18 protein-coding genes and 1 pseudogene are annotated in these 22,046 nt (G+C 76.9%); 8 read left to right on the forward strand and 11 right to left on the reverse strand.

All coding sequences use genetic code 11. The features are described from left to right. Positions 1–94: 94 nt before the first annotated feature. Positions 95–1,213 carry an NAD-dependent epimerase/dehydratase family protein gene (locus CUT44_RS33800; protein WP_100200723.1) on the forward strand — a complete coding sequence of 373 codons (1,119 nt, stop codon included), beginning with the start codon at positions 95–97 and terminating at the stop codon, positions 1,211–1,213. Here CUT44_RS33800 and CUT44_RS04085 read toward each other — a convergent pair. Both CUT44_RS04085 and CUT44_RS04090 read right to left on the reverse strand, forming a co-directional pair. Next, positions 1,197–2,336, reverse strand: a pseudogene (locus CUT44_RS04085) (sensor histidine kinase); the annotation flags it as partial. The gene CUT44_RS33800 and the pseudogene CUT44_RS04085 overlap by 17 nt on opposite strands. Then, entirely contained in the window at positions 2,336–3,115 is a 780-nt protein-coding gene (locus tag CUT44_RS04090) for a response regulator transcription factor (protein WP_100200725.1), read from the reverse strand. The gene CUT44_RS04090 and the pseudogene CUT44_RS04085, both read right to left, overlap by 1 nt. 124 nt (positions 3,116–3,239) lie before the next feature. On the opposite strand from CUT44_RS04090, the gene CUT44_RS04095 reads away from it, so the two are divergent. Genes CUT44_RS04095 through CUT44_RS04105 form a run of 3 tightly spaced genes read left to right on the forward strand, consistent with a single transcriptional unit; the run spans position 3,240 to position 5,460 of the window. Then, a complete protein-coding gene (locus CUT44_RS04095) occupies positions 3,240–3,905 on the forward strand; it encodes a glycosyltransferase family 2 protein (protein ID WP_100200726.1) in 666 nt (221 codons plus the stop codon). After that, positions 3,902–4,597 carry a TIGR04282 family arsenosugar biosynthesis glycosyltransferase gene (locus CUT44_RS04100; protein WP_100200727.1) on the forward strand — a complete coding sequence of 232 codons (696 nt, stop codon included), beginning with the start codon at positions 3,902–3,904 and terminating at the stop codon, positions 4,595–4,597. The genes CUT44_RS04095 and CUT44_RS04100 overlap by 4 nt, the downstream gene beginning before the upstream one ends. Next, on the forward strand, positions 4,594–5,460 hold the full coding sequence (locus CUT44_RS04105; RefSeq protein WP_107488044.1) for a class I SAM-dependent methyltransferase: 867 nt from the start codon (positions 4,594–4,596) through the stop codon (positions 5,458–5,460). The genes CUT44_RS04100 and CUT44_RS04105 overlap by 4 nt, the downstream gene beginning before the upstream one ends. 304 nt (positions 5,461–5,764) lie before the next feature. On the opposite strand, the gene CUT44_RS04115 is transcribed toward CUT44_RS04105, so the two are convergent. Both CUT44_RS04115 and CUT44_RS04120 read right to left on the reverse strand, forming a co-directional pair. Next, positions 5,765–6,913 carry a molybdopterin-dependent oxidoreductase gene (locus CUT44_RS04115; RefSeq protein ID WP_100200728.1) on the reverse strand — a complete coding sequence of 383 codons (1,149 nt, stop codon included), beginning with the start codon at positions 6,911–6,913 and terminating at the stop codon, positions 5,765–5,767. Positions 6,914–6,918: 5 nt separating this feature from the next. Then, the gene (locus tag CUT44_RS04120; protein WP_408646706.1) at positions 6,919–8,541 is read right to left on the reverse strand and encodes a hypothetical protein; all 1,623 of its coding nucleotides are present in this window, start codon (positions 8,539–8,541) and stop codon (positions 6,919–6,921) included. On the opposite strand from CUT44_RS04120, the gene CUT44_RS04125 reads away from it, so the two are divergent. Continuing rightward, the gene (locus CUT44_RS04125) at positions 8,540–9,523 is read left to right on the forward strand and encodes an acetylxylan esterase (protein ID WP_100200730.1); all 984 of its coding nucleotides are present in this window, start codon (positions 8,540–8,542) and stop codon (positions 9,521–9,523) included. The two genes, CUT44_RS04120 and CUT44_RS04125, sit on opposite strands and share 2 nt — an antisense overlap. A gap of 52 nt (positions 9,524–9,575) precedes the next feature. On the opposite strand, the gene CUT44_RS04130 is transcribed toward CUT44_RS04125, so the two are convergent. Then, the gene (locus CUT44_RS04130) at positions 9,576–10,847 is read right to left on the reverse strand and encodes an extracellular solute-binding protein (RefSeq protein WP_100200731.1); all 1,272 of its coding nucleotides are present in this window, start codon (positions 10,845–10,847) and stop codon (positions 9,576–9,578) included. Between the two features lie 745 nt (positions 10,848–11,592). Between CUT44_RS04130 and CUT44_RS04135 the strand changes: the two genes are divergently transcribed. From CUT44_RS04135 to CUT44_RS04145, 3 genes are all read left to right on the forward strand, one after another. Then, complete coding sequence (locus CUT44_RS04135; protein WP_100200732.1) at positions 11,593–12,435, forward strand: nitroreductase/quinone reductase family protein; 843 nt, start codon at positions 11,593–11,595, stop codon at positions 12,433–12,435. 304 nt (positions 12,436–12,739) lie between these two features. Continuing rightward, complete coding sequence (locus CUT44_RS04140; protein ID WP_408646709.1) at positions 12,740–12,919, forward strand: hypothetical protein; 180 nt, start codon at positions 12,740–12,742, stop codon at positions 12,917–12,919. 54 nt (positions 12,920–12,973) lie between these two features. Beyond that, complete coding sequence (locus CUT44_RS04145; protein ID WP_100200734.1) at positions 12,974–14,032, forward strand: MsnO8 family LLM class oxidoreductase; 1,059 nt, start codon at positions 12,974–12,976, stop codon at positions 14,030–14,032. 26 nt (positions 14,033–14,058) lie between these two features. Here CUT44_RS04145 and CUT44_RS04150 read toward each other — a convergent pair whose 3' ends face one another. The 6 genes from CUT44_RS04150 to xylB form a co-directional block, all read right to left on the reverse strand. Continuing rightward, a complete protein-coding gene (locus tag CUT44_RS04150) occupies positions 14,059–15,450 on the reverse strand; it encodes a carboxyl transferase domain-containing protein (RefSeq protein WP_100200735.1) in 1,392 nt (463 codons plus the stop codon). After that, the gene (locus CUT44_RS04155) at positions 15,443–16,951 is read right to left on the reverse strand and encodes an acyl-CoA synthetase (RefSeq protein ID WP_100200736.1); all 1,509 of its coding nucleotides are present in this window, start codon (positions 16,949–16,951) and stop codon (positions 15,443–15,445) included. The genes CUT44_RS04150 and CUT44_RS04155 overlap by 8 nt, the downstream gene beginning before the upstream one ends. 186 nt (positions 16,952–17,137) lie before the next feature. Then, positions 17,138–18,259, reverse strand: a complete 1,122-nt coding sequence (locus tag CUT44_RS04160) for an NAD(P)/FAD-dependent oxidoreductase (protein ID WP_100200737.1) — start codon at positions 18,257–18,259, stop codon at positions 17,138–17,140. Positions 18,260–18,314: 55 nt separating this feature from the next. Next, positions 18,315–19,190, reverse strand: a complete 876-nt coding sequence (gene sigJ, locus CUT44_RS04165) for an RNA polymerase sigma factor SigJ (protein WP_100200738.1) — start codon at positions 19,188–19,190, stop codon at positions 18,315–18,317. A 58-nt stretch (positions 19,191–19,248) separates the two neighbouring features. Further along, positions 19,249–20,460 (reverse strand): ROK family transcriptional regulator, encoded by a 1,212-nt coding sequence (locus CUT44_RS04170; protein WP_100200739.1) that lies wholly within the window; start codon positions 20,458–20,460, stop codon positions 19,249–19,251. Between the two features lie 88 nt (positions 20,461–20,548). Further along, the gene (xylB, locus tag CUT44_RS04175) at positions 20,549–21,976 is read right to left on the reverse strand and encodes a xylulokinase (RefSeq protein WP_100200740.1); all 1,428 of its coding nucleotides are present in this window, start codon (positions 21,974–21,976) and stop codon (positions 20,549–20,551) included. Positions 21,977–22,046: the final 70 nt, after the last annotated feature.

Genomic DNA, 22,046 nt, shown 5'->3' on the forward strand with positions numbered 1-22,046 from the left:
GGGTACCGCGGAAGCCGGGCGGCGGTCCTTACGGATCGCTGACGTGCCGTCCTCCCGGCGCCCGTGGCGCCCGCCGGGTCCCTAGCGTGGCGGCATGCGCGTACTGGTCACCGGAGGGGCGGGCTTCATCGGCTCGCACATCGTCGACGCCCTGCGGACGGCGGGCCACGAGCCCTTCGTCCTGGACACCGCCCCCGCCCCCGCCGCCGGGGGCACCGGGGTGCGGGCCGACGTCCGCGACGGGCAGGCGGTGGCCCGCGCCCTGCGCGGGGTGGACGCGGTCTGCCACCAGGCCGCGATGGTCGGCCTCGGCCGGGACTTCGCCGACGCCCCCGCCTATGTGGGCGCCAACGACCTGGGCACCGCCGTGCTGCTGGCCGCGATGGCGGACGCGGGGGTACGGCGCCTGGTGCTCGCCGGGTCGATGGTCGTGTACGGCGAGGGCCGGTACGACTGTCCCCGCCACGGCACGGTGCGGCCCGGCCCCCGCCGCCCGGCGGACCTGGCGGCGGGCCGCTTCGAGCCGCCCTGCCCGCACTGCGGCGCCGAACTGGCCCCCTGCGCGGTCGGCGAGGACGCCCCGGCCGACCCGCGCAACGTCTACGCCGCCACCAAGCTGGCGCAGGAGCACCTGAGCGCGGCCTGGGCCCGGGCCACCGGCGGACGGGCCGTCAGTCTGCGCTACCACAACGTGTACGGGCCCGGGATGCCGCGCGACACCCCCTACGCCGGGGTGGCCTCCTTCTTCCGCTCAGCGCTGGAACGCGGCGAGCCGCCCCGGGTGTACGAGGACGGGGCGCAGCGCCGCGACTTCGTCCATGTGGCGGACGTCGCCGCGGCCAACCTCGCGGCCCTGGACGCGGTCGGCGGACTGCCGGAGGGCACCCTGCGGGCGTACAACACCGGCAGCGGCGAGCCGCACACCGTCGGCGAGACGGCCCGTGCGCTGGCGGCGGCCTTCGGCGGGCCCGGGCCGGTGGTGACGGGGGAGTACCGGCTGGGGGACGTACGGCACATCACCGCCTCCTCGGCGCGGCTGCGCCGGGAGCTGGGCTGGCGGCCGGCGGTCGGCTTCAGTGAGGGGATGGCGCGCTTCGCGAAGGAGCCCCTGCGGGAGCGGGCACCGGAGCCGTCCCCGTCCCCGCCCCCGTCCCCGCCCCCGTCCCCGTCCCCGTCTCCGGCGGGGGAGTGGGGGCCGCCGCGGGCAGGATGACCTCGAAGCGGCAGCCGCCGGGCACGTTCCGCACCGAGGCCCGCCCGGCGTGCGCCTCGACGATGCCGCGCACGATGGCCAGTCCCAGCCCGGCACCGGCCGGGGGCGTACGGGCGTCGCTGCCGCGCCAGCCGGTGTCGAAGACGCGCGGCAGGTCCTCGGCGGGGATGCCGCCGCAGCCGTCGGTCACCGACAGCACCACCGCGTCCCCCGGTCCCCCAGCGCTTCCCACGCCCTCCGCGCGGCGGGCGGCGACGGCCACCGTGCCGTCGGCCGGGGTCCGGTGGATGGCGTTGACCAGCAGGTTCGCCAGGACCCGGGTCATCTCCCGGCCGTCCACCTCCACGGGCACGGTGTCCACACCGTCGTCGGCCAGCCGCACGCCGCGCTCGGCGGCCAGCGGTCCGGCGCCCGCGATGGCGTCGCTGACCAGGTCGTACACCGACATCCGGGTGGGGGACAGGGCCAGCGAACCGGCCTGGATGCGGGAGAGCTCGAACAGGTCGCCGACCATGGCGCTGAGCCGCTCGACCTCGGAGCGGATCTGCCGGTGGTAGCGGTCGGGGTCCTCGGCGATGCCGTCCTCCAGCGCCTCGGCCATGGCGCGCAGCCCGGCCAGCGGGGAGCGCAGATCGTGACTGATCCAGGCGACCAGCTCGCGCCGGGAGGACTCCAGGGCGCGTTCCCGCTCCCGGGCGTCGGCCAGTGAGGCACTGGCCTCGGCCAGCCGCCGGGCCAGGGAGGCCAGTTCGGCGGGGGCGGGGGAGTCCGGCGGGATGAAGCCGCCCTCCCGGCCGAGGGTGCGGGCGGCCCGCTCCAGCGCGCGGTGCCCGGCGATGAGCCGGCTGCCCAGCAGCAGCGCGGTCAGGGCGGACGCGGCGGCGGCCACCGCGCACACCACCGTCACCACCGTCAGGTCGTGCCGGTTGAGGAACATCGCCCAGGCCACCGAGAGCGTCCCGGCCAGCATCGCACCGACCGTGACGGCGGTCAGGACGGCCAGCGAGACGGCCACCGAGCGGCGGCGCAGCGCGCGCAGCGCCAGCGCGCCCGCCGCGCCCACGGCGGCGGCCCCGGCCCCGGCGTACAGGGCGATGAGCAGCAGATCGGAGACGGGCGGCATCAGTCCTCCTCCTCCCGGGCGCCGCGGGGCGCGCCCGCCGGGGTGCCGTCCGCGGCGCCGTCCGGGATGCCGTCGAAGCGGTAGCCCACCCCCCACACGGTGACGATCAGCCGGGGACGGGCCGGGTCGGCCTCCACCTTGTGGCGCAGCCGCCGCACGTGCACGGTCACGGTCGACAGATCGCCGAAGTCCCAGCCCCACACCGCCGACATCAGCTCCGCGCGGCCGAAGGCCCGGCCCGGGTGGCGCAGGAAGTGCGCCAGCAGGTCGAACTCGCGCAGTGTCAGGGAGAGCGGTCCGCGCGCGTCGCGCACGGACCGCGCCACCGGGTCCAGGGTGATGCCGCCGCCGTGCAGCAGTGGTCCGGCGGCGGGCCCCTGCCGCACGGCGGCGGCCCGGCGCAGCACCGACGCCACCCGCAGCACCAGCTCGCGCGGGCTGAACGGTTTGGTGACGTAGTCGTCCGCGCCGACCTCCAGGCCCAGGACCCGGTCCTCCTCGTCACCGCGGGCGGTGAGCATCACCACCGGCACCGGGCCGCTCTCGCGCAGCCGGCGGCACACCTCCAGGCCGTCCAGACCGGGCAGCATCAGGTCCAGCACCACCAGGTCGGGCGGCGCCTGCCGGGCGCGGGCGAGCGCCTCGGGACCGTCGGCGGCCCGGTCCACGACGAAGCCCGCCCGGTCCAGATAGCCGGCCACGACCTCGGTGACGGTCGGGTCGTCGTCGACGACGAGCACCCGGCGGGACGGGGCGGGGGGCGGCGGGGGGACGGTCATGAAAAGGAGTCTGACACCCGCCCCGGCCGGTGTCCCCGGGCCGGGACGGGGGGCGGGGAGGCGTCCGCGTTTCGTAAGACCGCCAAGTCCGTTACGCCCTTTATGTGTCCGTAGGGTGAGGGGAATGACCGACCCCATGACCCCCCGCGGGGAGATAGTGCTGCCCTGTCTGAACGAGGCCCGGGCGCTGCCCTGGGTGCTGTCCAGGATCCCGGACGGCTGGCGGGCTGTCGTCGTCGACAACGGCTCGACGGACGGCTCGGCCGGTCTCGCCCGCGAACTCGGCGCCCGGGTGGTGTCCGAACCGCGCCGCGGCTTCGGCGCGGCCTGCCATGCCGGACTGCTGGCCGCCGAGGCGGAGCTCGTCGCCTTCTGCGACTGCGACGCCTCGCTCGATCCCGGCGCGGTGGAACGGGTCGCCGCCCCCGTCCGGGCCGGCACCGCCGACCTCGTCCTGGCCCGCCGCCGGCCCACCGGGCGCGGGGCCTGGCCGCTGCACGCCCGGGCCGGGAACCTGGCCCTGACCCGCATGGTGCGCCGCCGCACCGGACTGCGCCTGCACGATCTGGGGCCGCTGCGGGCGGCCCGGCGCCGGGCGCTGCTGGAGCTGGGGCTGACCGACCGGCGCAGCGGCTACCCGCTGCAGATGGTGGTGCGCGCCGCCGACGCCGGCTGGCGGGTGGCCGAGACCGAGGTGCTCTACCGGCCGCGCACCGGCCGCTCCAAGGTGACCGGCACCTGGCGCGGCACCTGGCAGGCCGTCCACGACATGCGCGGGGTGCTGCGGTGAGCGCCCCGGGCCCCCGGGACGGGCTCACGCTGCTGGTGATCGCCAAGGAGCCGGTGCCGGGCCGGGTCAAGACCCGGCTCACCCCGCCCTTCACCCCCGCCGAGGCGGCCGCGCTGGCCGCGGCGGCGCTCGCCGACACCCTGGCCGCCGTCTCGGCGCTGCCCGCCCGCCGCCGGGTGCTGGTCCTCGACGGACGGCCCGGCCCCTGGCTGCCGGACGGCTGGGAGGTGCTGCCCCAGTGCCCCGGGGGTCTGGACGAGCGGATCGCCCACGCCTTCGCCCGGTGCGACGGTCCCGCCCTGCTGGTGGGCATGGACACCCCGCAGCTCACCGGCGCCCTGCCGGCCCCGGTACTCGCCCCGGGCGCCTGGGCCGGGCGCACCGCCTGGTTCGGCCCGGCGGCCGACGGCGGGTTCTGGGCGCTGGGCCTGGCCGAACCCGCCCCGGACCTGGTGCGCGGTGTGCCGATGTCCACCACGCGCACCGGCGCCGTCCAGCGGAGGCGGCTGCTGGACGCCGGACTGACCGTACGGGACCTGCCGGTGCTGCGGGACGTGGACACCGCCGCCGACGCGGCCCACGTCGCCGCCGAGTGCGCCGCGCGGCCGGGCGGCCGCTTCGCCGCCGAGTACGCGCGGTGCGCCCGGCGGGTACGGGACGGGGCCCGGGTGGGGCGGGCGGTGGTCCGGTGACCGCCCCGCCGTACCCGCTGCCGCACCCGCCGCCGTACCCACCCCCGTATCCGCGGCGGCACCCGGCACCGTCCCCGGCGCCGGACGGCCTCCCCTGGCGCGCCGGTCCGTACGCCCGCGCGCTGCGCACCGGGCGCGGCCCCCTGTACCTGCGGCGCTCCGACGACGGTCGGCTGCTGCCGCTGGAGGTCGAGCGGTGGTGCGCCGGGGCGGACGAGGCCGACCGCACGGTGCTGCGGCGCTGTACCGGCCCGGTGCTCGACATCGGCTGCGGGCCGGGCCGGCTGGTCGCCGCCCTGGCCGCGCTGGGCCGTCCGGTGCTGGGCATCGACACCGCGCCGGAAGCCGTCGCCCGCACCCGTGCCCTGGGCGGAGCGGCGCTGTGCCGTTCGGTGTTCGGCCCGCTGCCGGGCGAGGGGCGCTGGGGCAGCGCCCTGCTGCTCGACGGCAACATCGGGATAGGCGGCGACCCGGCCGTCCTGCTGGAGCGGGTGCGCGGTCTGCTGGCCCCCGGCGGGCTGCTGCTGGCCGAGGCGGCGCCGGAGGAGGTCGAGGAACGAGTGGAGGTCCGGCTGGACGACGGCGGCGGCGACGGTGGTGGTACGCAGCCCTGGTTCCCGTGGGCCCGGCTGGGCCGGACGGCCCTGCGGCGGCGGGCCAGGGCGGGCGGCTGGACGGTGGTGGCCCAGTGGAGCGCCTACGGGCGTTCCTTCCTCGCCCTGCGCGGCCCGGCCGAACGCGCCGGCCGGGCCGAACGCGCCGACAGCCGTGCCGACACCCCGCGCACCACGGGGGCACCGGCCGCCACCGCGGCCGTCACCAGCGCCGTCACCGACACCGCCAGCAGCCAGGAACGCGGATAGTCCAGCGGCAGCAGCGACGGGTGGCGGGGGCCGGGCCGCAGCAGTACCGGCAGCGCCACCAGTGTCAGGCACCCGGCCACCACCAGCCCGCCCCGCCACACCGGCCGGGCGGGCGCCCGCCGCAGCACCCGTCCGGCCGCCAGCACCAGCGGGACCAGCAGCAGGTCGTGCACCGCGACCGCACCCGCCAGCCACACCACCACCGCCGCCGGGGTGCCCGCGCGGGTGCCGGTCAGCAGCAGCCAGACGCCGGCCGCCAGCAGCCCTCCGCCCGCGATGCCCAGCAGCGTCCGTACCGTCCACATCACAGCACCTCCAGCCGGGTGACCCACTTGGTCTGGAGCACTCCCGGCCGGTTGGGGGCGATGATCCGCGCCGGATGGCCGTGGTCGGGGTGCAGCGCCTCGCCGTCGATCCGCAGCGCCAGCAGCGTCAGCGGGTCACGGGCGTAGGAGGGGCCCAGCTCCGTCACGGCGAAGGCGCCCCGGCGCTGGAGCGAGACCACCCGCACCCGGCTGCCGTCCGGCGCCCCGGCCCGCCGCAGCAGGTCACGGACCCGCACCCCGCCCCAGCGGGCCGACGCGCTCCAGCCCTCCACGCAGGCGATCGGCAGCCGCTCCTCGTGCTGCTCCAGCTCCGCGAGCCCGTCCAGGGTCAGCGCGTACGGCCGGGGCCCGTCGACGACCAGCCGCCAGTCGCGCAGCGCCTCGCCGGTGACGCCCGCGGCGGCGGCCGTACGGTTGACCGGCAGGCCCTGCGGGCCGTGCCCGGGATGGCGCGGGGCGAGCAGCAGCAGCGGCCGCAGCGGGGCGAGGGTCTGGCCCGCCGTCACCGCCGTCACCGCGCCGGCCGCCGCGCCCACGCCCAGCAGCAGCGACCGGCGGTCGGGGGCGTCGGCGGCGGGCAGCGCCCGGGTGCCCGCCGAGCGGCGCCGCCAGTGCGCGGCGATCACCGGCGCCCTGACGGCCAGATGCAGCAGCAGGGAGCCCGCCAGCACCCAGGCCAGCGCCCAGTGCACCCGCCGGAACGAGAACGGCCAGACGTACCACTGCACGGTGTTCAGCAGCCCGAGGAACACCTCCAGCAGCGCCGCGCCCACCAGCAGCCCCACCGACAGCCGCTCCAGGGCGTGCAGCGGCGAGCGGGCCACGGGCCGGGCGAACAGCCGCGGATAGACCGCCCACAGCTTGGCCAGCAGCAGCGGGACCGCGGCGAGGCCCGTCGCCACGTGCAGTCCCTGGGTGAGGCGGTAGCCCCACACCGGGCGGGACGGCAGCCGCGGGGCCGCCCAGGTGGGCGGCTCCTGGAGCACATGGCTGACCAGGCCGGTGCCGAAGCACACCAGGACCGCCGCGCCCAGCCACCGGCCCAGGACGGTCGCGGTGCGCGGATCGTGCAGGGCGCCGCGGAAGCGCGGCCACCACGACGGGACGCGGGGGGATCCGGCGGGCACGTTCCTCACCACCCGGTGATCAGCAGATGGTTGACGGCCAGCGCCACGGCCGCCTGCGCGGCCAGCCACCGGCGGTGGTGCCGGGCCGGCAGCAGCGCGGCGGCCGGGAGCAGCCACAGCGTGAACGGCAGCCAGATGCGCTCGGTCTCGGCCTTGCTCATCCCCGACAGGTCCGCCGCCAGCACGGCGCACAGCGCGCCCGCCAGCAGCACCGCCGGCGCCACCGGCACACCGGCCCCGGCGACCCGGGCGGCGCCACCGCGCCCGAGTGCCGCCGCCCGCCGCAGCCCGGCGGCCGTGGCCGGTCCCACCACGGCGACCTGCGCGGCGAGGTTGGCCCACACATAGTACGCGTACGGCCGCACCCCGCCCGCGCCCTGGTGGTAGCGCTCGACCAGCGTGGTGTAGCCCGCGTACCACCAGAAGCCGCCCGCGGTGAACGCCACCGCCCACGGCGCGATCCCCAGCAGCACGTACGGCACCGGCCGCGCGGTACGGGCCGCCACCAGCACCGCCGCCGCGAGCGGCGCCAGCAGCACCAGCCCGTAGGACAGGTACAGCGCCCAGCCCAGGAGGAGGCCCGCGCCCAGCGCGGCGGCGCGCGGCGCGCGCACCGCGCCGGTGGCGGACAGGGCCAGCAGGGCCAGACCCCAGGCGGCGACGGCGGCGAAGTAGCCGTCCGCCGAGACGCCGACCCACACCGCGGCCGGGGACAGGACGAGGAAGGGCGCCGCCCGCCGCGCGGCCCGCTCGGCGCCCAGCGCCCGCAGCGCCACCAGCACCGCCACCACCGCGGAGGTGCCGGTGGTCACGCACCAGGCCGCCGCCCAGCCGCCGCCCGCCAGCCCGATCCGGTCCAGCCCGGCGAAGGTCAGCACCGCGCCCGGCGGATGCCCGGCGACATGGGCCGGCCAGTTGCCGGGGGACTGGAGCAGGATGCGGTCGGTGAAGGTGCTCAGGAACTCCCCGAGGCCGTGGACCTCGCCGACCGACCGCAGGTACTCGTGCTTCGAGGTCAGTTGCCCGGCGGCCCCCCGCCGCCAGCCGTCGACCAGCGCCAGCGACCACGTCCAGGCCAGCGCGGCCGCCCAGGACGCCGCCAGCAGCGGCCGCCAGCGCAGCCGCCGGGCCAGGACGGGGCCGTACGCGACGGTCAGGGCGGCCAGGACGAGGGCGGCGGGGGTGCCCGGACCGGCGTGCGGCAGCCACCGCGCGAGCAGCGGTGGCCAGGGCACCCGCAGCGTCTCGCGGGGGTCGTACGCGGACCAGCCGACGAGCGCGGCCAGGGCGAACAGCGCGCAGGCGGCGCCCGCGGCGTACAGGTCGTACCGGACCCGGCGGGACTCCCGGCGCGGCTCCGGGCGTGGCTCCGGGCGCGGTGCGCGGCGGGGCCGCCCGCGGGTCTTCGGGCGGGGAGCCGTACGGGGAGGCCGGGGCGGGCGTAGTGGCGGAGTGCTCACCCGCCTCACGCTAGGCCGGTACGCGGCCGCCGGTGCCCCGGAGCGGCCGGACGTCACCGGGCCGTCAGATCCGTCCCGCCCCGCCTCCGCCGGGGCGTCGTTGACCGGGGCGGGAAGCGGACCGTAGCTTTCCGGGAAGCGCTTGCCGCGACGAGGGGACGCACACATGCCGCTGACCGACCTGCCGCTGGACCAACTGCGCGCCTACCGGCCCGAGGTGGCCGAGCCGGAGGACTTCGACGACTTCTGGGCCAAGACCCTGGCGGCGGCCCGGGCGGCGGAGTCCGGCCCGGCGGAGTACCGGCGGATCGCCGACGCCCCGCTGACCGGTGTGGAGGTGTACGACGCGCGCTTCCCCGGCTGGGCCGGCCAGCCCGTCGCGGCCTGGCTGATCCTGCCGCGCGGCGCCCGCGGCCCGCTGCCCGTGGTGGTCAACTACATCGGCTACAGCGGCGGCCGCGGCCTGTACATCGAGCACCTGCTGTGGAGCGCGGCCGGATACGCCACCCTCGTCGTCGACAGCCGGGGCCAGGGCCACGACACCCCCGATCCGCACCAGGAGACCAGCCCGCAGTACGTGGGCGGCTTCATGACCCGCGGTCTGGACGACCCCGCGAACCACTACTACCGGCGGCTGATGACCGACTGCGTGCGCGCGGTGGACGCGATGCGCGGGCACCCGGCGGTGGATCCGGACCGGGTGGTGGCCGCCGGTGCCAGCCAGGGCGGCGGACTGGCCCTGGCGGTGGCCGCGCTGGCCCCGGAGAAGGTGGCGGCGGCCCTGGTGGACGTGCCGTTCCTGTGCCACTTCCGGCGCGGCGCGGAACTGGCCACGACCGGTCCGTACCCGGAGATCGCCCACTACCTGGGGGTCCACCGGCGCACCGACCCCGACGCCGTCTTCGCCGTCCTGAACTACTTCGACGGACTGCACTTCGCGCCCCGCGCCACCGCTCCCGCGCTGTTCAGCGTCGGTCTGATGGACCCGATCTGCCCGCCCTCGACGGTCTTCGCGGCCTACCACCGCTACGCGGGCGCGCAGAAGGACATCCGGGTGTGGCACTTCGCCGACCACGGCGGGGGCCGTGCCTCGCAGCCGTACGAGCAGTTGCTGTGGCTGCGCGGACGCGGTCTGGCGGCGGACGGATGAGCCGGTCCGCCGGGCGCTCCGGCCGGCGGGGCGCTCCTCCCCGGGCGTGGTGTCAGTCGCCGCGGCCGCGGCGGCCGGCGAGGATCTCGGTGATCTCCTCGGAGGTCTCGCGCGCCGCGGTGGCCGGATCGGCGCCGCGCAGCACGGCCGTCTGGTAGTCCTTGACCGGGTTGTCCGCCTCCAGCTCGCCCCACCGGGGCGAGTTGGGGGTGGCGTGGCCGTTCCGCGAGCCCTCGGCCATCGCCGCCGTACCGGGGTCGCCGCGCAGTTCGCCGACCAGTTCGGTGCTGTTGGGCACCACGCTCATCGTCCGGGCCAGCTTCCGCTGCCACTTCTCGCCGGTCAGCAGTTTGACGAAGGCGTAGGCCGGGTCCCAGTCGTCCGTCCGCTCGGGGACGATCAGCACCGAGCCGCCGGTGAACACCGCCCCCGGCTCGCCCTCGCGCTTGCCGGGTACGGGGAAGAAGCCGAGCCTGCCCGTCAGCCCAGGGTTGGTCTCGGTGATCAGCTCCGCGGCGCCGGGCACGTCGATGATCTGGGCCACCTCGCCCGCCGCGAAGACCTCGCGCTGGTCGGGCTCGGCCTCGTCGGCGTCGGCGGGGCCGGCGCCGTGGGAGTGGAGTTCGCGGTAGAACTCCATGCCGCGCAGCGCCTCGGGGGTGTGGAGGGTGCCCGACCACCGGCCGCTGCGCTCGACGGCGAGATCGCCGCCCTCGTCCCAGACGAAGCCCGCCAGGACGTACCAGTTCCGGCCGGGGAGGTAGATGCCCTGCTGCCCGGGCCGGTCGAGCCGGTCGGTGGCCTCGATCCACTCCTCGCGGTCGGCGGGCGGCTCGGTGATCCCGGCCTGCTCGAAGAGGTCCCTGCGGTAGATGACGACGCGGTTGGCGGCGTAGAAGGGGACGCCGTACTGGAAGCCGCCGATCTTCCCCGGCTCCTTCAGACCGGGGATCCAGTAGTCGCCGCCGAGGTCGTACACCCAGTTGGTGAGGTTCCGGACGCCGCCCGCGGCCACGTACCGGGCCACCTGGGTGTTCCCCACCTCGATCACGTCCGGCGGGTCGTCCGAGGCCAGGGCGTCGGCGACCTTGTCACCGATGCCGGACCAGTCCTGGACGGCGACCTCCACCTCCACTTCGGGGTTGCTCCGCTCGTAGTCCCGCACGACGGCCGCGGTGAGGCCCTCGGAGAGGCTGCCCCGCATCAGCCAGACCCGCAGGGTCCGGTTCGGGTCGCCGGAGCCCGGCAGGGTGCCGCAGCCGCCGACGGGCAGCAGGACGGCCAGGGCGGTGAGGAGCGTGGCAAGGCGCTGGCGGACGGGCATGGCGGGCCCCCGGGGGGTGGTGCGGATACGACGGGGTGAGACGTCCACAGGCTTGGTGTATACCAAGCATCTGTCAAGGTCCAGACCGTTGCGATGATGGAGGGAGCGCCCCTCCGAGCCGATCCGTGATCACCCGGTGACCGGAGAGCGATGTGAACGGCGTTCCCCGGGCCCGCCGTACGCGCCGCCCCGGCCGCTCACGGCTGCCCGCCGGGCTCGTCCACCGAGGGAGGCGGGCACATCTCCTCGCCCGGTGTGACGCGCGCATCCGGTGCCCGGGCCTCCAGCTCTCCGCGTCCTTTCCCGCGCCTCTCCGTCCTTTCACCGGAAAGGACCAAGAGGCGCCTCCGGAGGTTCTCCGCGGCGACGGCGAACGGCATTGCGGTGGGAAATCCCCGCCGCTAGGCTGCACGTCGTGACTGCCGGGTCGGCCATGGGCCACACACGAGCGGGGCGCCCGGCCTCGACATGAGGCCGAGGCGGGCGAGAGGCCCGCCCCCGCACACCTCGATCCCCTTTCTTCCACAGCGCGTTCGCGCGCTGTTCCCGCGTGCCCGGCGATCCGCCGCGGCCCTCGCCGTTCCCTGCCGCCGGCCGTACGAGCGCCGGTCCGGCGAGTGAGCCGCGGACCGGGTGAATTCCGGCACGCCTCCCGCCACCGACACGCCCGGGCGAAAGCGCCGAGGCGTGGGTCCGCCATGCCCGCGGACATTTCACGGGCTTTTTCCCGAGCAGAGAGCAGAGAATGCCGAACGATTTCAACCAGCAGGTCATCGAGGAATTCCGTGCCAACAACGGACGGGTCGGAGGACCTTTCGAAGGCGCCCGGCTGATCCTCCTGACGACCACCGGGGTCCGCTCCGGCACCCCCCACACCACCCCGGTCGGTTGTCTCCCGGACGGCGACCGCATCCTGGTCATCGGCTCGGCCGGGGGAGCACCCCGCCATCCGGACTGGTACCGCAACCTGGTGGCCGAACCGCGGGTCACCGTCGAGGACGGCGTCTTCACCTACGCGGCGGAGGCCACCGTCCTGACCGGTGCCGAACGCGACCGCCTCTTCGCCCGGGCCGCCGAGGCCGACCCCGGCTGGGCCGAGTACCAGGCCCGGACGGAGCGAGTCCTCCCGGTGGTCGCCCTCCGGGAGATCCCGGGGCCCCCGGACCTGGGCACGGCGTCGATGGGGGAGGCGCTGAAGCTCGTACACGACGCGTTCCGGCGCGAACTCGCCCTGATCCGTGCGGAGGTCGCCGCGTCGGGCCCCGGGCTGGGCGCCCAGCTGAAGGTCAACTGCCTGACCTTCTGCGGAGGACTGCAGCACCACCACACCATGGAGGACACCGGGATGTTCCCGGCCCTCGCCGGGCAGCGCCCCGAACTCGCCCCGGTCGTGGAGCGGCTGCACGAGGAGCACCGGAACATCGCGGCCCTGGTGGCGGAGCTGCGCGAGGCCGTCTCCGCCGACGGCGCGGACCGCGCCCGTACGCTCGCCGAGGTCGAGCGGCTCACGGCCGAGCTGGAGGGCCATCTGGCGTACGAGGAGGAGCAGTTGATCCCCGTCCTCGACGCCGGGACGCCGGCCCCCTGACCGGACGCCCGCGGAGGTCCGGGGCGGGGGAGCCGCAGGCGGGACCCGGGCCCCGGGCTTCGGACCTCGAGCCGCTCCGCGACCCCGACCACCGCGATCCCGCCGATGCCCTGGGCGGTCAGTGGGAAGGCCGGGAGATCCAGGAGCTTCCGCATGCCCGCAGACCAGGGACGCCGCCCGGCCGCGGACGACCGACCGGAGTGTGCGGCCGGGCGACTTCGGTATCCGGCCGGACGGCGCCGGGCGCGGGCGGGGCCGCTCCAACGCCGAGATCGCCGCCGTGCTCCGTCTGGCCGCCCCCACGGTGAAGACGCACGTCTCGCGGATCCTCACCGGGCTCGGTCCGAACAGCCGGGTCCGGATCACTTTGCTGGTCCACGACGCCGGACCGCTGGGGGCCGGGGGCCGGGGGCCAGGGGGTCGGGGGAGCCGGAGGAGCCGGGAGGCCCCGGGGGGCCGGGCGGCGGTATCCGGGCGGCGCTGACGGCCCCGTACGGGACCCCGGGAATCCCGTACGTCCCGCGGTGTTGAACGGTGCATGGTCGCCGATCCCCTGAGCACCGTCCGGCTCTCCGTCCTCGACCGCTCCCTGATCCGGCGGGGCGAGGGGGCGGACGGGGCGCTGCGCGCCACCGTGCGCTTCGCCCGGGAGATCGAGGCGCTGGGCTACCACCGCTTCTGGGTCGCCGAGCACCACGGGGTGCCCGGGGTGGCCGGTTCCGCGCCGACGGTGCTGGCCGCGGCCGTCGCCTCGGCCACCACCCGTATCCGGGTCGGCACCGGCGGGGTGATGCTGCCCAACCACCGGCCGCTGGTGGTCGCCGAGCAGTTCGGGGTGCTGGCCTCGCTCTTCCCGGGCCGGATCGACATGGGTCTGGGCCGCTCGGTCGGCTTCACCGGTGCCGTCCGCCGGGCTCTGGGAGCGGAGAAGGACGCCGCCGAGCGGTTCGGCGCCGATCTGGCCGAACTGCTGGGGTGGTTCTCCGGCGGTCACTCCCGGGGGGTGACCGCGGTGCCCGCCGAGGGGCTGCGGGTGCCGGTGTTCCTGCTGGCCACCGGAGCGGGCGCGGCGCTCGCCGCCGAGCACGGGCTGCCGCTGGTGATCGCCCAGGTCCGCGGCGAGGAGCGGATGCTGCGCGCGATCGACGGCTACCGCGCGGCCTTCCGGCCCTCCGCCCTCCCGGGAACGTCCCCGGAACCCCGGGTGATCGTCTCGGTGAACGCGGCGGTCGGCGCCACCGCCGAGGAGGCGGCGCTGACCCAGTTGTCCGAGGCGTGGGCGACGGTGGTCTCCCGGATCCGGGGTGTCTTCCCGCCGCTCGAACCGCCCGGGGAGGTGGCGGCCCGGGAGATGACCGGACGCGAGCGCACCCTGCTGACCGAGGCCCGTTCCGCGCAGGTCCACGGGACGGAGGAGGAGGTGGCGGCGGCGCTCACCGGTCTGGTGGAACGCACCGGTGCCGACGAGCTGCTGCTCACCCTCAGCGCCCACGACCACGGCCGGCGGCTGGACTCCTACCGCCGGCTGGCCCGGCTGGCCCGGCTGGCGGTCCCGGCCCCCGGCGCCGGGACCGGGCCGTCACGACCCGGCCGCTGACCGGTCCGGGCCCGCGGGCCGGTCCGTCACGGCCCCACGACGCCGCGGACGACGCCCAGCTCCACCAGGTCCTGCGGGCGCAGCCGCAGCGCGTCGGCGGTGGCGCGCACCTGGTCCGGGCCGCGTTTGAGGATGGCAGCCGCCGACTCCGGCGCGATGACGGAGAAGTAGCCGTCCGGGGTGATCCAGGTGTTCCCCGGTGCCGCCAGCGCCAGGGCGCCGCCCGAACCGCCCTCCCCGATCACCAGGGTCGTCACCGGTACCCGGGCCTCGGCGAGGGCCGCGAAGGCCTCCGCGACGGCCGGGCCCGCGCCGGAGCGTTCGGCCGCCGCGTCGTTGGCCGCGCCCGGGGTGTCCACCAGGGTGAGCACCGGGATGCCGAGCCGGTCGGCCAGCCGGATCAGCCGGGCGGCGGTGCGGAAGCCCGCGGGCGTCGTCGGCGTGCCGCACTGGGCGGCGTAGGCGACCGTACGGCCGTCCCGCCGCCGTCCGAAACCGCAGCGCGTCCCCGGGTCGGTGCCGCCGCAGCGGTCGCCGGAGAGCTCCTCGCGGAACTCGAAGTACGCCTCCAGATAGGCGTCGGCGCGCGGCCGGTACGGCGAGCGGGCCCGCTCCACCGCCGCCCAGCCGGACTGAGGCGGCTCCGCCGTGCCCCCCGGGGTACCGAGCGCGCGCGGCGGCTCGGCCGGTGCGGTCTGCGGACCGGTGGCCGGGGAGGTGCCCGGCGGGGCTCCCGGCGGGGCGAGCAGGGACAGCCAGCGGCCCAGAACGCCCCGCAGCTCGCCGGGCGGCACGATCCGGTCCACCTGTCCGGCCGCCAGCTTCTCCCCGGCGCCGTACGCGGCCGGGTCGGCGTCCGGGGGCCGCACCCGGGAGCCCGCGAAGGCGAGCTGCGCTCCCGGCAGCGCCAGCACCACGTCCGAGCCCGCGCCCAGTGTCGCCCAGCCGCCGCCGGTCGTCGGATCGCGGGCCACGGCGAGCTGCGGCAGGCCCGCCGCACGGGTCAGGGCGGACTGCCGGGCCACGCGCTGGAGCTGGGTCAGGGCCACCATGCCCTCCTGCATCCGGCTGCCGCCGGTGGCGATCAGCGACACCACCGGCAGCCGCCGCTCGCGGGCGCACCGGTGGGCGGTCTCGATCCGGTCGCCGGCGCGCCGCCCGAGGGAGCCGCCGAGGAAGGCGAACTCGAAGGCGATCAGCACCGCCGGGGTGCCGTCCACCGTGCCGGTGCCGCACAGCACCGACTCTCCCTCGCCGGTCAGCGCGCGGGCCCGGGCGCGGGCCGCGCCGTAGCCCGGCCAGTCGAGCGGACCGTCGGCGGTGCCGTCCGCGCCGTCCGCACCGCCGCCGGCGGGAAGTTCGGTGAAGTCGCCGGCCAGCGCGTCGAGCACCGCGCGGACTGGGAGCCGGTCAGCCATGGGACAGCTCCCGCTTCATCACCTTGCCCATGTCGTTGCGGGGCAGGGCCGCCAGGAACCGCACGGTCCGGGGCCGCTTGTGCGGGGCGAGCCGCTCGGCGACGTACCCGGCCAGCTCCTCGGCGGTGGGCCGCGACCCGTCCGCCGCCGGGACGACCCAGGCCACGATCCGCTCGCCCAGGTCCGGATCGGGCTCGCCGGTGACGGCGGCCTCGGCCACCGCGGGGTGTGCCAGCAGGCAGTCCTCGATCTCCCCGGCGCCGATCTTGTAGCCGCCGCTCTTGATCAGGTCGGTCGATTTGCGGCCCACGATCCGGTAGTGGCCGTCGGCGTCCCGGACCGCCATGTCGCCGGTGCGGAACCAGCCGCCCGCGAAGGCGTCCGCGGTGGCGTCCGGACGGCCCAGGTACTCGGTGAACAGGTTCGGCCCGCGTACCTGGACCTCGCCGACGGTCTCCCCGTCGCTCTCCTCGATCCGTTCCCCCTGCTCGTCGACCAGCCGTACGTCCACGCTGCGCAGCGGGGTGCCCACCGTGCCGGGGCGGCTCGCGCCGTCCGGCCGGACACTGGTGATCATCAGCGTCTCGGTCATCCCGTAGCGCTCGACGACGCGCCGCCCGGTGGCGGCCCCGATCCGTTCGTGGTCGTGCCGGGGCAGCGCGGCCGAGCCGGAGACCAGCAGCCGGGCGCCGCGCAGGGCCGAGGCCAGCCGGGCGTCCCCGCCGTCCAGGGACTCGGCCAGCCGGTGGTACATCGTCGGCACCCCGAACAGCATGCTGCCGCCCGCCTCCAGCGCGGCGGTGACGCCCCCGGGCGAGAACCGGCCCAGGTGGTGGAGGGTCCCGCCGTGCCGCAGCGGCCCCAGCACGCCCAGGATCAGTCCGTGCACGTGGAACAGCGGCAGGGCGTGCACCAGTACGTCGTCCCCGGTCCACCCCCAGGCGTCGGCCAGGTCGTCCAGGGTGACCGCGACGGCCCGGCGCGGCAGGACCACGCCCTTGGGCGGGCCGGTGGTGCCGGAGGTGTAGACGATCAGGGCGGGGCTGTTCTCGTCGGGCTCCGTGGCGTCCGCGGGATACCGGATCCCCGTACCGGGCTCCCCCGCTTCTCCGGCCTCCAGCGGGACATCGGCGCGGGGGAGCGCGGCCAGTGCCCCGGGCAGGTCGTCGCCGGGGGCGGCCAGCACCGTCGAGGGTGTGCTGTCGGAGATGATGTGGGCCAGTTCGCCGTCGCCGATCCGCGGGTTGACGGGGACGGCGGGCACCCCGGCCAGCAGCGCGGCCAGGACGCCGACACAGGTGTGCGGGGAGGGCGTCGCCCACACCGCGACCCGCCCGGCACCGGCGATCCGCAGGGCGAGCGAGTGGGCGGCACCGGCCAGCCGGCCGTAGTCGATCACCTCGTCCGCCTCGCCGCCGGAGTCGCCGGAGTCACCGCGGCCGCCGAAGCGGAGCGCGGGCCTGGCCGGCGCCTTGTACAGCTGGGGGAAGAGTGTGGGCACCTGGTGGCTCCTCTTTCCTGGGTCCGTCCGTGGTCCGTCTCGGGTCCGTCCTGCCGGCCGCTGGTCTCCAGGGTGGCCCACGCACCGGGTGGCGCGCAGCCCGGGGTGATCTCCGCCGCCGCGCGGTGGCGCGTACCGTCCGGAACGATCCCTCCCCGGGCGGTACGCGCCGTGCGGTGTCCCGGCTCAGCCGAACGTGAGAACGCGCCGGGCCAGGCCCGGACGGCGGGCGGCGAAGCGCAGTTGGCCGACGGTGGAGCGCACCACCTGCTCCTTGATCCAGGCGGCCCGGCGGCCGGTGACGATCCTCTCGCGGGGGGAGTCGTCGCGGCGGACGAACTGGATCAGCCCGTCCTCGCGCCCCAGGCTCACGCACTGCAGCAGGTAGCGGAAGCGCAGCGGCCGCGGCTGTGCGCCGCGGGCCTCCGCGAGGACGGTCTCCGCCGCCCGTACACCGGTGGGCATCGCGGTGGCGCAGGACATGCGCAGCCCGGCGGCGGCGTCCCCGGCGACCAGGATCTCCGGGTGCGTCACCGAGCGGAGGGCCGCGTCGACGCTCAGCCGCCCGGTGTCCTCCTCGACGGCGAGCCCGGCGTCCGCCGCGAGCTGTGTGTTCGGCACCATCGAGGCCGCCCAGACGACGGCGTCGGCGTCCACCTCGGCGGCGGACGACAGGTGCCGTCCCTCCGCCACGGACACCCCCAGCGCCGTCAGGACCGCGCGGACATGGGCGCGCCCGGGGCCGGAGAGCCCGCCGCCCAGCTCCCCGGCGGTGACCAGGCGCACCCGCCAGTCCGGATGGCGCTGCGCGATCTCGGCGGCCGTCTCGATGCCGGTGAGACCACCGCCCACCACGGTGAGCGCGCCGGGTCCGCCGCGCAGCCGCTCGCGGAGCGCGGCGGCCGTCTCGGGGGTGTGGAACCGCTCGTCGCCGGACGCGCCGCCGGGCGTCCGGGTGCGGCTGCCGAGCGCGTAGACGAGCCGGTCGTAGCCGAGGACGTCCCCGCCGTCCGTGGTGACCTCGCGGGTGGCCGTGTCGAGTGCCGTGGCACGGGCGGGGACATGCCGGACCCCGGTGCCGGCCAGGAGCCGGGACAGGGGGTGGCCGACGGACTCGCGTCCTCCGGCGGCGAGCTCGTGGAGCCGCACCCGCTCGGTGAAGTCACCCCCCGGCGCCACGAGGACCACCCGGTGGTGCGGTGCCAGCCGCAGGGCCGCCGAGAGGCCGGCGTACCCCGCGCCGAGCACCACGATCCGCTGCCCGCCGTACCGGCTGCCGTTCCTTCTGCTGATGTCGGTAGCTGTCATGCAAGGGGGACGGCACGGCCCCGGCGAGTGTGACAGTGAGGTGCCTCACACCGGTTCAAGGCAGGAAGCGGGGCGCGACATGCCGCAGCTTGTCGGGGTTGACGACGAGGTCGACACGGGTGATCCGGCCCTCGTGCACGGTGAGGGCGAAGACGCCGACCAGCCCCCGGGACCGGTCGGCGAAGACCAGCCCCGGTGCGCCGTTGACGTCCCGCGGCAGCAGGCTCGCGGTCTTCGGGTCGTACTGCCTGGCGATCCCTGTCAGGAGGAGCAGGACCCGCTCCGCGCCGACCACCGGGACGCGGGCCGCGGTCACCCGGCCGCCGCCGTCGGAGTGCCACACCACGTCCGGGTCGAGAATACGTGCCAGGGCCGCGAGGTCACCGCCGGCCGCGGCCGTCAGGAAGGCGTCGACGACCCGGCGGTGCTCGGCGCGGTCCGCGGACCGGTGCGGGGCCCGGTCCCGGACCCGTCCGCGCGCCCGGGAGGCCAGTTGCCGTACCGCCTGCGGACTTCTCCCCACCACCTCGGCGATCTGCGGGAACGGGACGGCGAAGACGTCGTGCAGGACGAACGCCGTGCGTTCGGCGGGAGTGAGCCGCTCCAGGACCGCGAGCAGGGCGAGCCCCACCGACTCGTCCAGGGCGGCCCGCTCCTCGGGGCCGGGGTCGGTGACGACCGGCTCGGGGAGCCAGGGCCCCGGATACGTCTCCCGGCGGGCCCGCGCGGAGCCGAGCCGGTCGTAGCAGATGCGGCTGACGACGGTCGTGAGATACGCCCGGGGGTCCTCCGCCGCCCCGTCCGGCAGCGCCTGCCAGCGCAGCCACGCCTCCTGGACGGCGTCGTCGGCGTCCATCACCGAACCGGTCAGCCGGTACGCGATGCCCCACAGCCGTCCGCGCTGCTCCTCGAACGCCGCCAGTTCAGCCATGGGGGGACTTTCCCACACCGGCCCCGCGCGATCCGCCGGGGCCCGGCGCCCCGGCCCGTCAGACGCGGTGGGCCAGCGGATCGTCCAGGACCGCCCGCACCACCGAGTGGGCCGCGCCCCGCAGCGGGCCCTCCGGGCCGAGCCGGGAGACCGTCACCGGCGGCGGGCCGGCCAGCCGCCGGCCCAGCTCCCTCTCCAGGGCGGGCAGCAGCCAGGGCGCCAGCCGGGCGAGGGCGCCGCCGAGGACCACGGTGCTGGGGTCCAGCAGGTTGACCGCGCCGGTCAGCGCGGTGCCCAGGGCCGTCCCGGCCTCGCGCAGTGCCCGGCGCACCGCCCGGTCGCCGTCCCCCGCGCGGGCCAGCAGCAGATCGATGCGGGCACCGGGGCCCGGGTGGCGGGCGGCGATGGCCGCCGGGTCGAAACCGGCGGCCCGCAGGACCGCCTCCTCGCCCGCGTACTGCTCCAGACAGCCGATCCCGCCGCAGGCGCACGGGCGGCCCTCCGGGCGTACCGGAACGTGGCCCAGCTCGCCGGCGAACCCGCGCGTACCGCGCAGCAGCTCGCCGTCCACCACGACCGCGGCGCCGATGCCGATCTCCGCCGAGACATGCACGAAGTCGCCGGGCGCCGGGGTGTGGCCGCCCAGCCACAGCTCGGCCAGGGCGCCGAGGTTGGCCTCGTTGTCGACGGCGCACACCGCGCCGGCCCCCGGCACCGCCGGGCCGAGCAGGGGAGCGAGGTCGAGATCCGTCCAGCCCAGGTTGGGGGCGCGTACGACGGTGGTGGTGCCGCGGGCGACCAGGCCCGGCACGGCCACGGTGAGCCCGGCCGGCCGCAGCCCCAGCCCGCGGACCTCCTCCGCCGTCTCCCGCACCAGGCCGGCGAGCTGCCGCAGCACCGGGACCGGATCGCTGTCGCGGTTCGCCGCGTCCACCGCCGTTTTGACGCGGACCCTGCCGCGCAGGTCGACGGCGCACACGGCGAGGTGGTCGACGCCGATCTCGGCGCCGACGCCGCAGGGACCGCGGTCGCTGAGGGCCAGCACGGTGCCGGGCCGGCCCACCGCGCCGGACCGGCCCGGTCCCAGTTCCGTGAGCAGCCCGGCCCCGAGGAGCTCGTCCACCAGGGTGGAGACGGCGGCGCGGGTGAGCCCTATCCGCGCCGCCACCCCGGCCCGCGACAGCCGGCCCCCGTCGGCCACCGCGTGCAGCACGCGTGCCAGGTTCCGCTGCCGCATCTCCTGCTGGGTGGTGGGCGCGGGGGCTGCCATCGGTCCTTTGCTCCTTCTTGAGTTCTCCGGTGCCGTGCCGTGCCGGGTCGTGCCGTGCCGTGCCGGGTCGGGTTGGCGACGGGCGCCGTCAGTGCCGGTGCAGCAGCGGGCCCGCGCCCTCCAGAACGGCGGCGAGCCGGGCCAGCGCCTCCTCGTCGCGCTCCACCGCCTCGTGGGCCGGACCGTCGGCGGTGGACCAGCGCCGGGCCACCGCGGCCGCGTCCTCGCCCAGCAGCAGGGCGGCGGCCTGCGCCGCGGCGCCGAGCGCGACCAGCTCCTGGGCCCGCGGCACCTGCACCGGGCGGCCGGACAGCCGCCGGACGGTCTCGCGCCAGGCCGTGCCCCTGGCGCCGCCGCCGATCAGCAGGATCGGGGTGTCGGGGGCGGCGTCGGCGTCCAGCACCAGGTCCAGGGCGGCCAGCAGCGCGTAGACCGCGCCGTCGTAGGTGGCCTGGAGGATCTGGCCGGGGGTGGTGTCGTGCCGCAGCCCGGTCAGGGTGCCGGAGGCGTAGGGCAGGTTGGGGGTGCGCTCGCCGTCCAGGAAGGGCAGCACGGTGACGCCGCCGCCCGGCTCGACCGCCTCGCGGTCCAGGCCGAACAGGGCCGCGAGGCGGTCCACGGCCAGAGTGCAGTTCAGGGTGCAGGCCAGCGGCAGCCAGTCGGTACGGGCGTCGGCGAAGCCGGCGACGGTGCCGGTGGGGTCGGCGGGGCGGCGGGTGGTCACGGCGTAGACCGTGCCGGAGGTGCCCAGGCTCAGCACCGGCTGGCCCGGGCGCAGACCCAGCCCCAGCGCGGCGGCCATGTTGTCGCCGGTGCCGGCGGCGACCAGCGCGCCCTGCGGCAGCGGCAGGCCGTCCAGCGGCCGTACGGTGCCGGCCGCCTCGCCGTGGCCCAGTACCCTGGGCAGGGCGTCGGAGGAGAGGCCGACATGCTCCAGAATCCCCTGGTCGTAGGACTCGGTGGCCGTCGACCACCAGCCGGTGCCCGAGGCGTCGCCGCGGTCGGTGGTGCCCTGGCCGGTCAGCCGCCCGGTCAGGTAGTCGTGCGGCAGCCGTACCGCGCGGACGGCCGCGGCGTTCTCCGGCTCCATCTCGCGCAGCCAGGCCCACTTGGTGACGGTGAAGGACGCCGCCGGGACGCTGCCGAAGCGCTCGGCCCACACCTCGGGGCCGCCCAGCTCCGCCACCAGGCGGTCGCGCTGCGGGGCGGAGCGCACGTCGTTCCACAGCAGGGCGGGGCGGACCGGACGGCCCTGCCCGTCCAGGGTCACCAGGCCGTGCTGCTGCCCGCCGACGGAGACCGCGGCGGCCTGGTGGACGACCGGGCCGCACTGCTCCAGCGCGGCGCACAGCGCCTCCCACCACTGCTCGGGATCGCTCTCGTGGTCGGGCGTCACGGTGTGCGGTGCCTGGCCGCGCGCGATCACCTCACCGGTGGCCGCGTCGACGACCAGCGCTTTCGTGGACTGCGTCGAGCTGTCCACACCGACAACGAGCGGACCTTCGGGTGCGGCCATGTCGCCTCTTCCTCTCTGCGGCTTCTGGGCGCATACTAATTTGTAAACGGCCCTGACGAAATACCCGAGA

Origin of the sequence: Streptomyces carminius (genome assembly GCF_002794255.1) — a bacterium.
GTDB classification, from domain to species: Bacteria; Actinomycetota; Actinomycetes; order Streptomycetales; family Streptomycetaceae; genus Streptomyces; species Streptomyces carminius.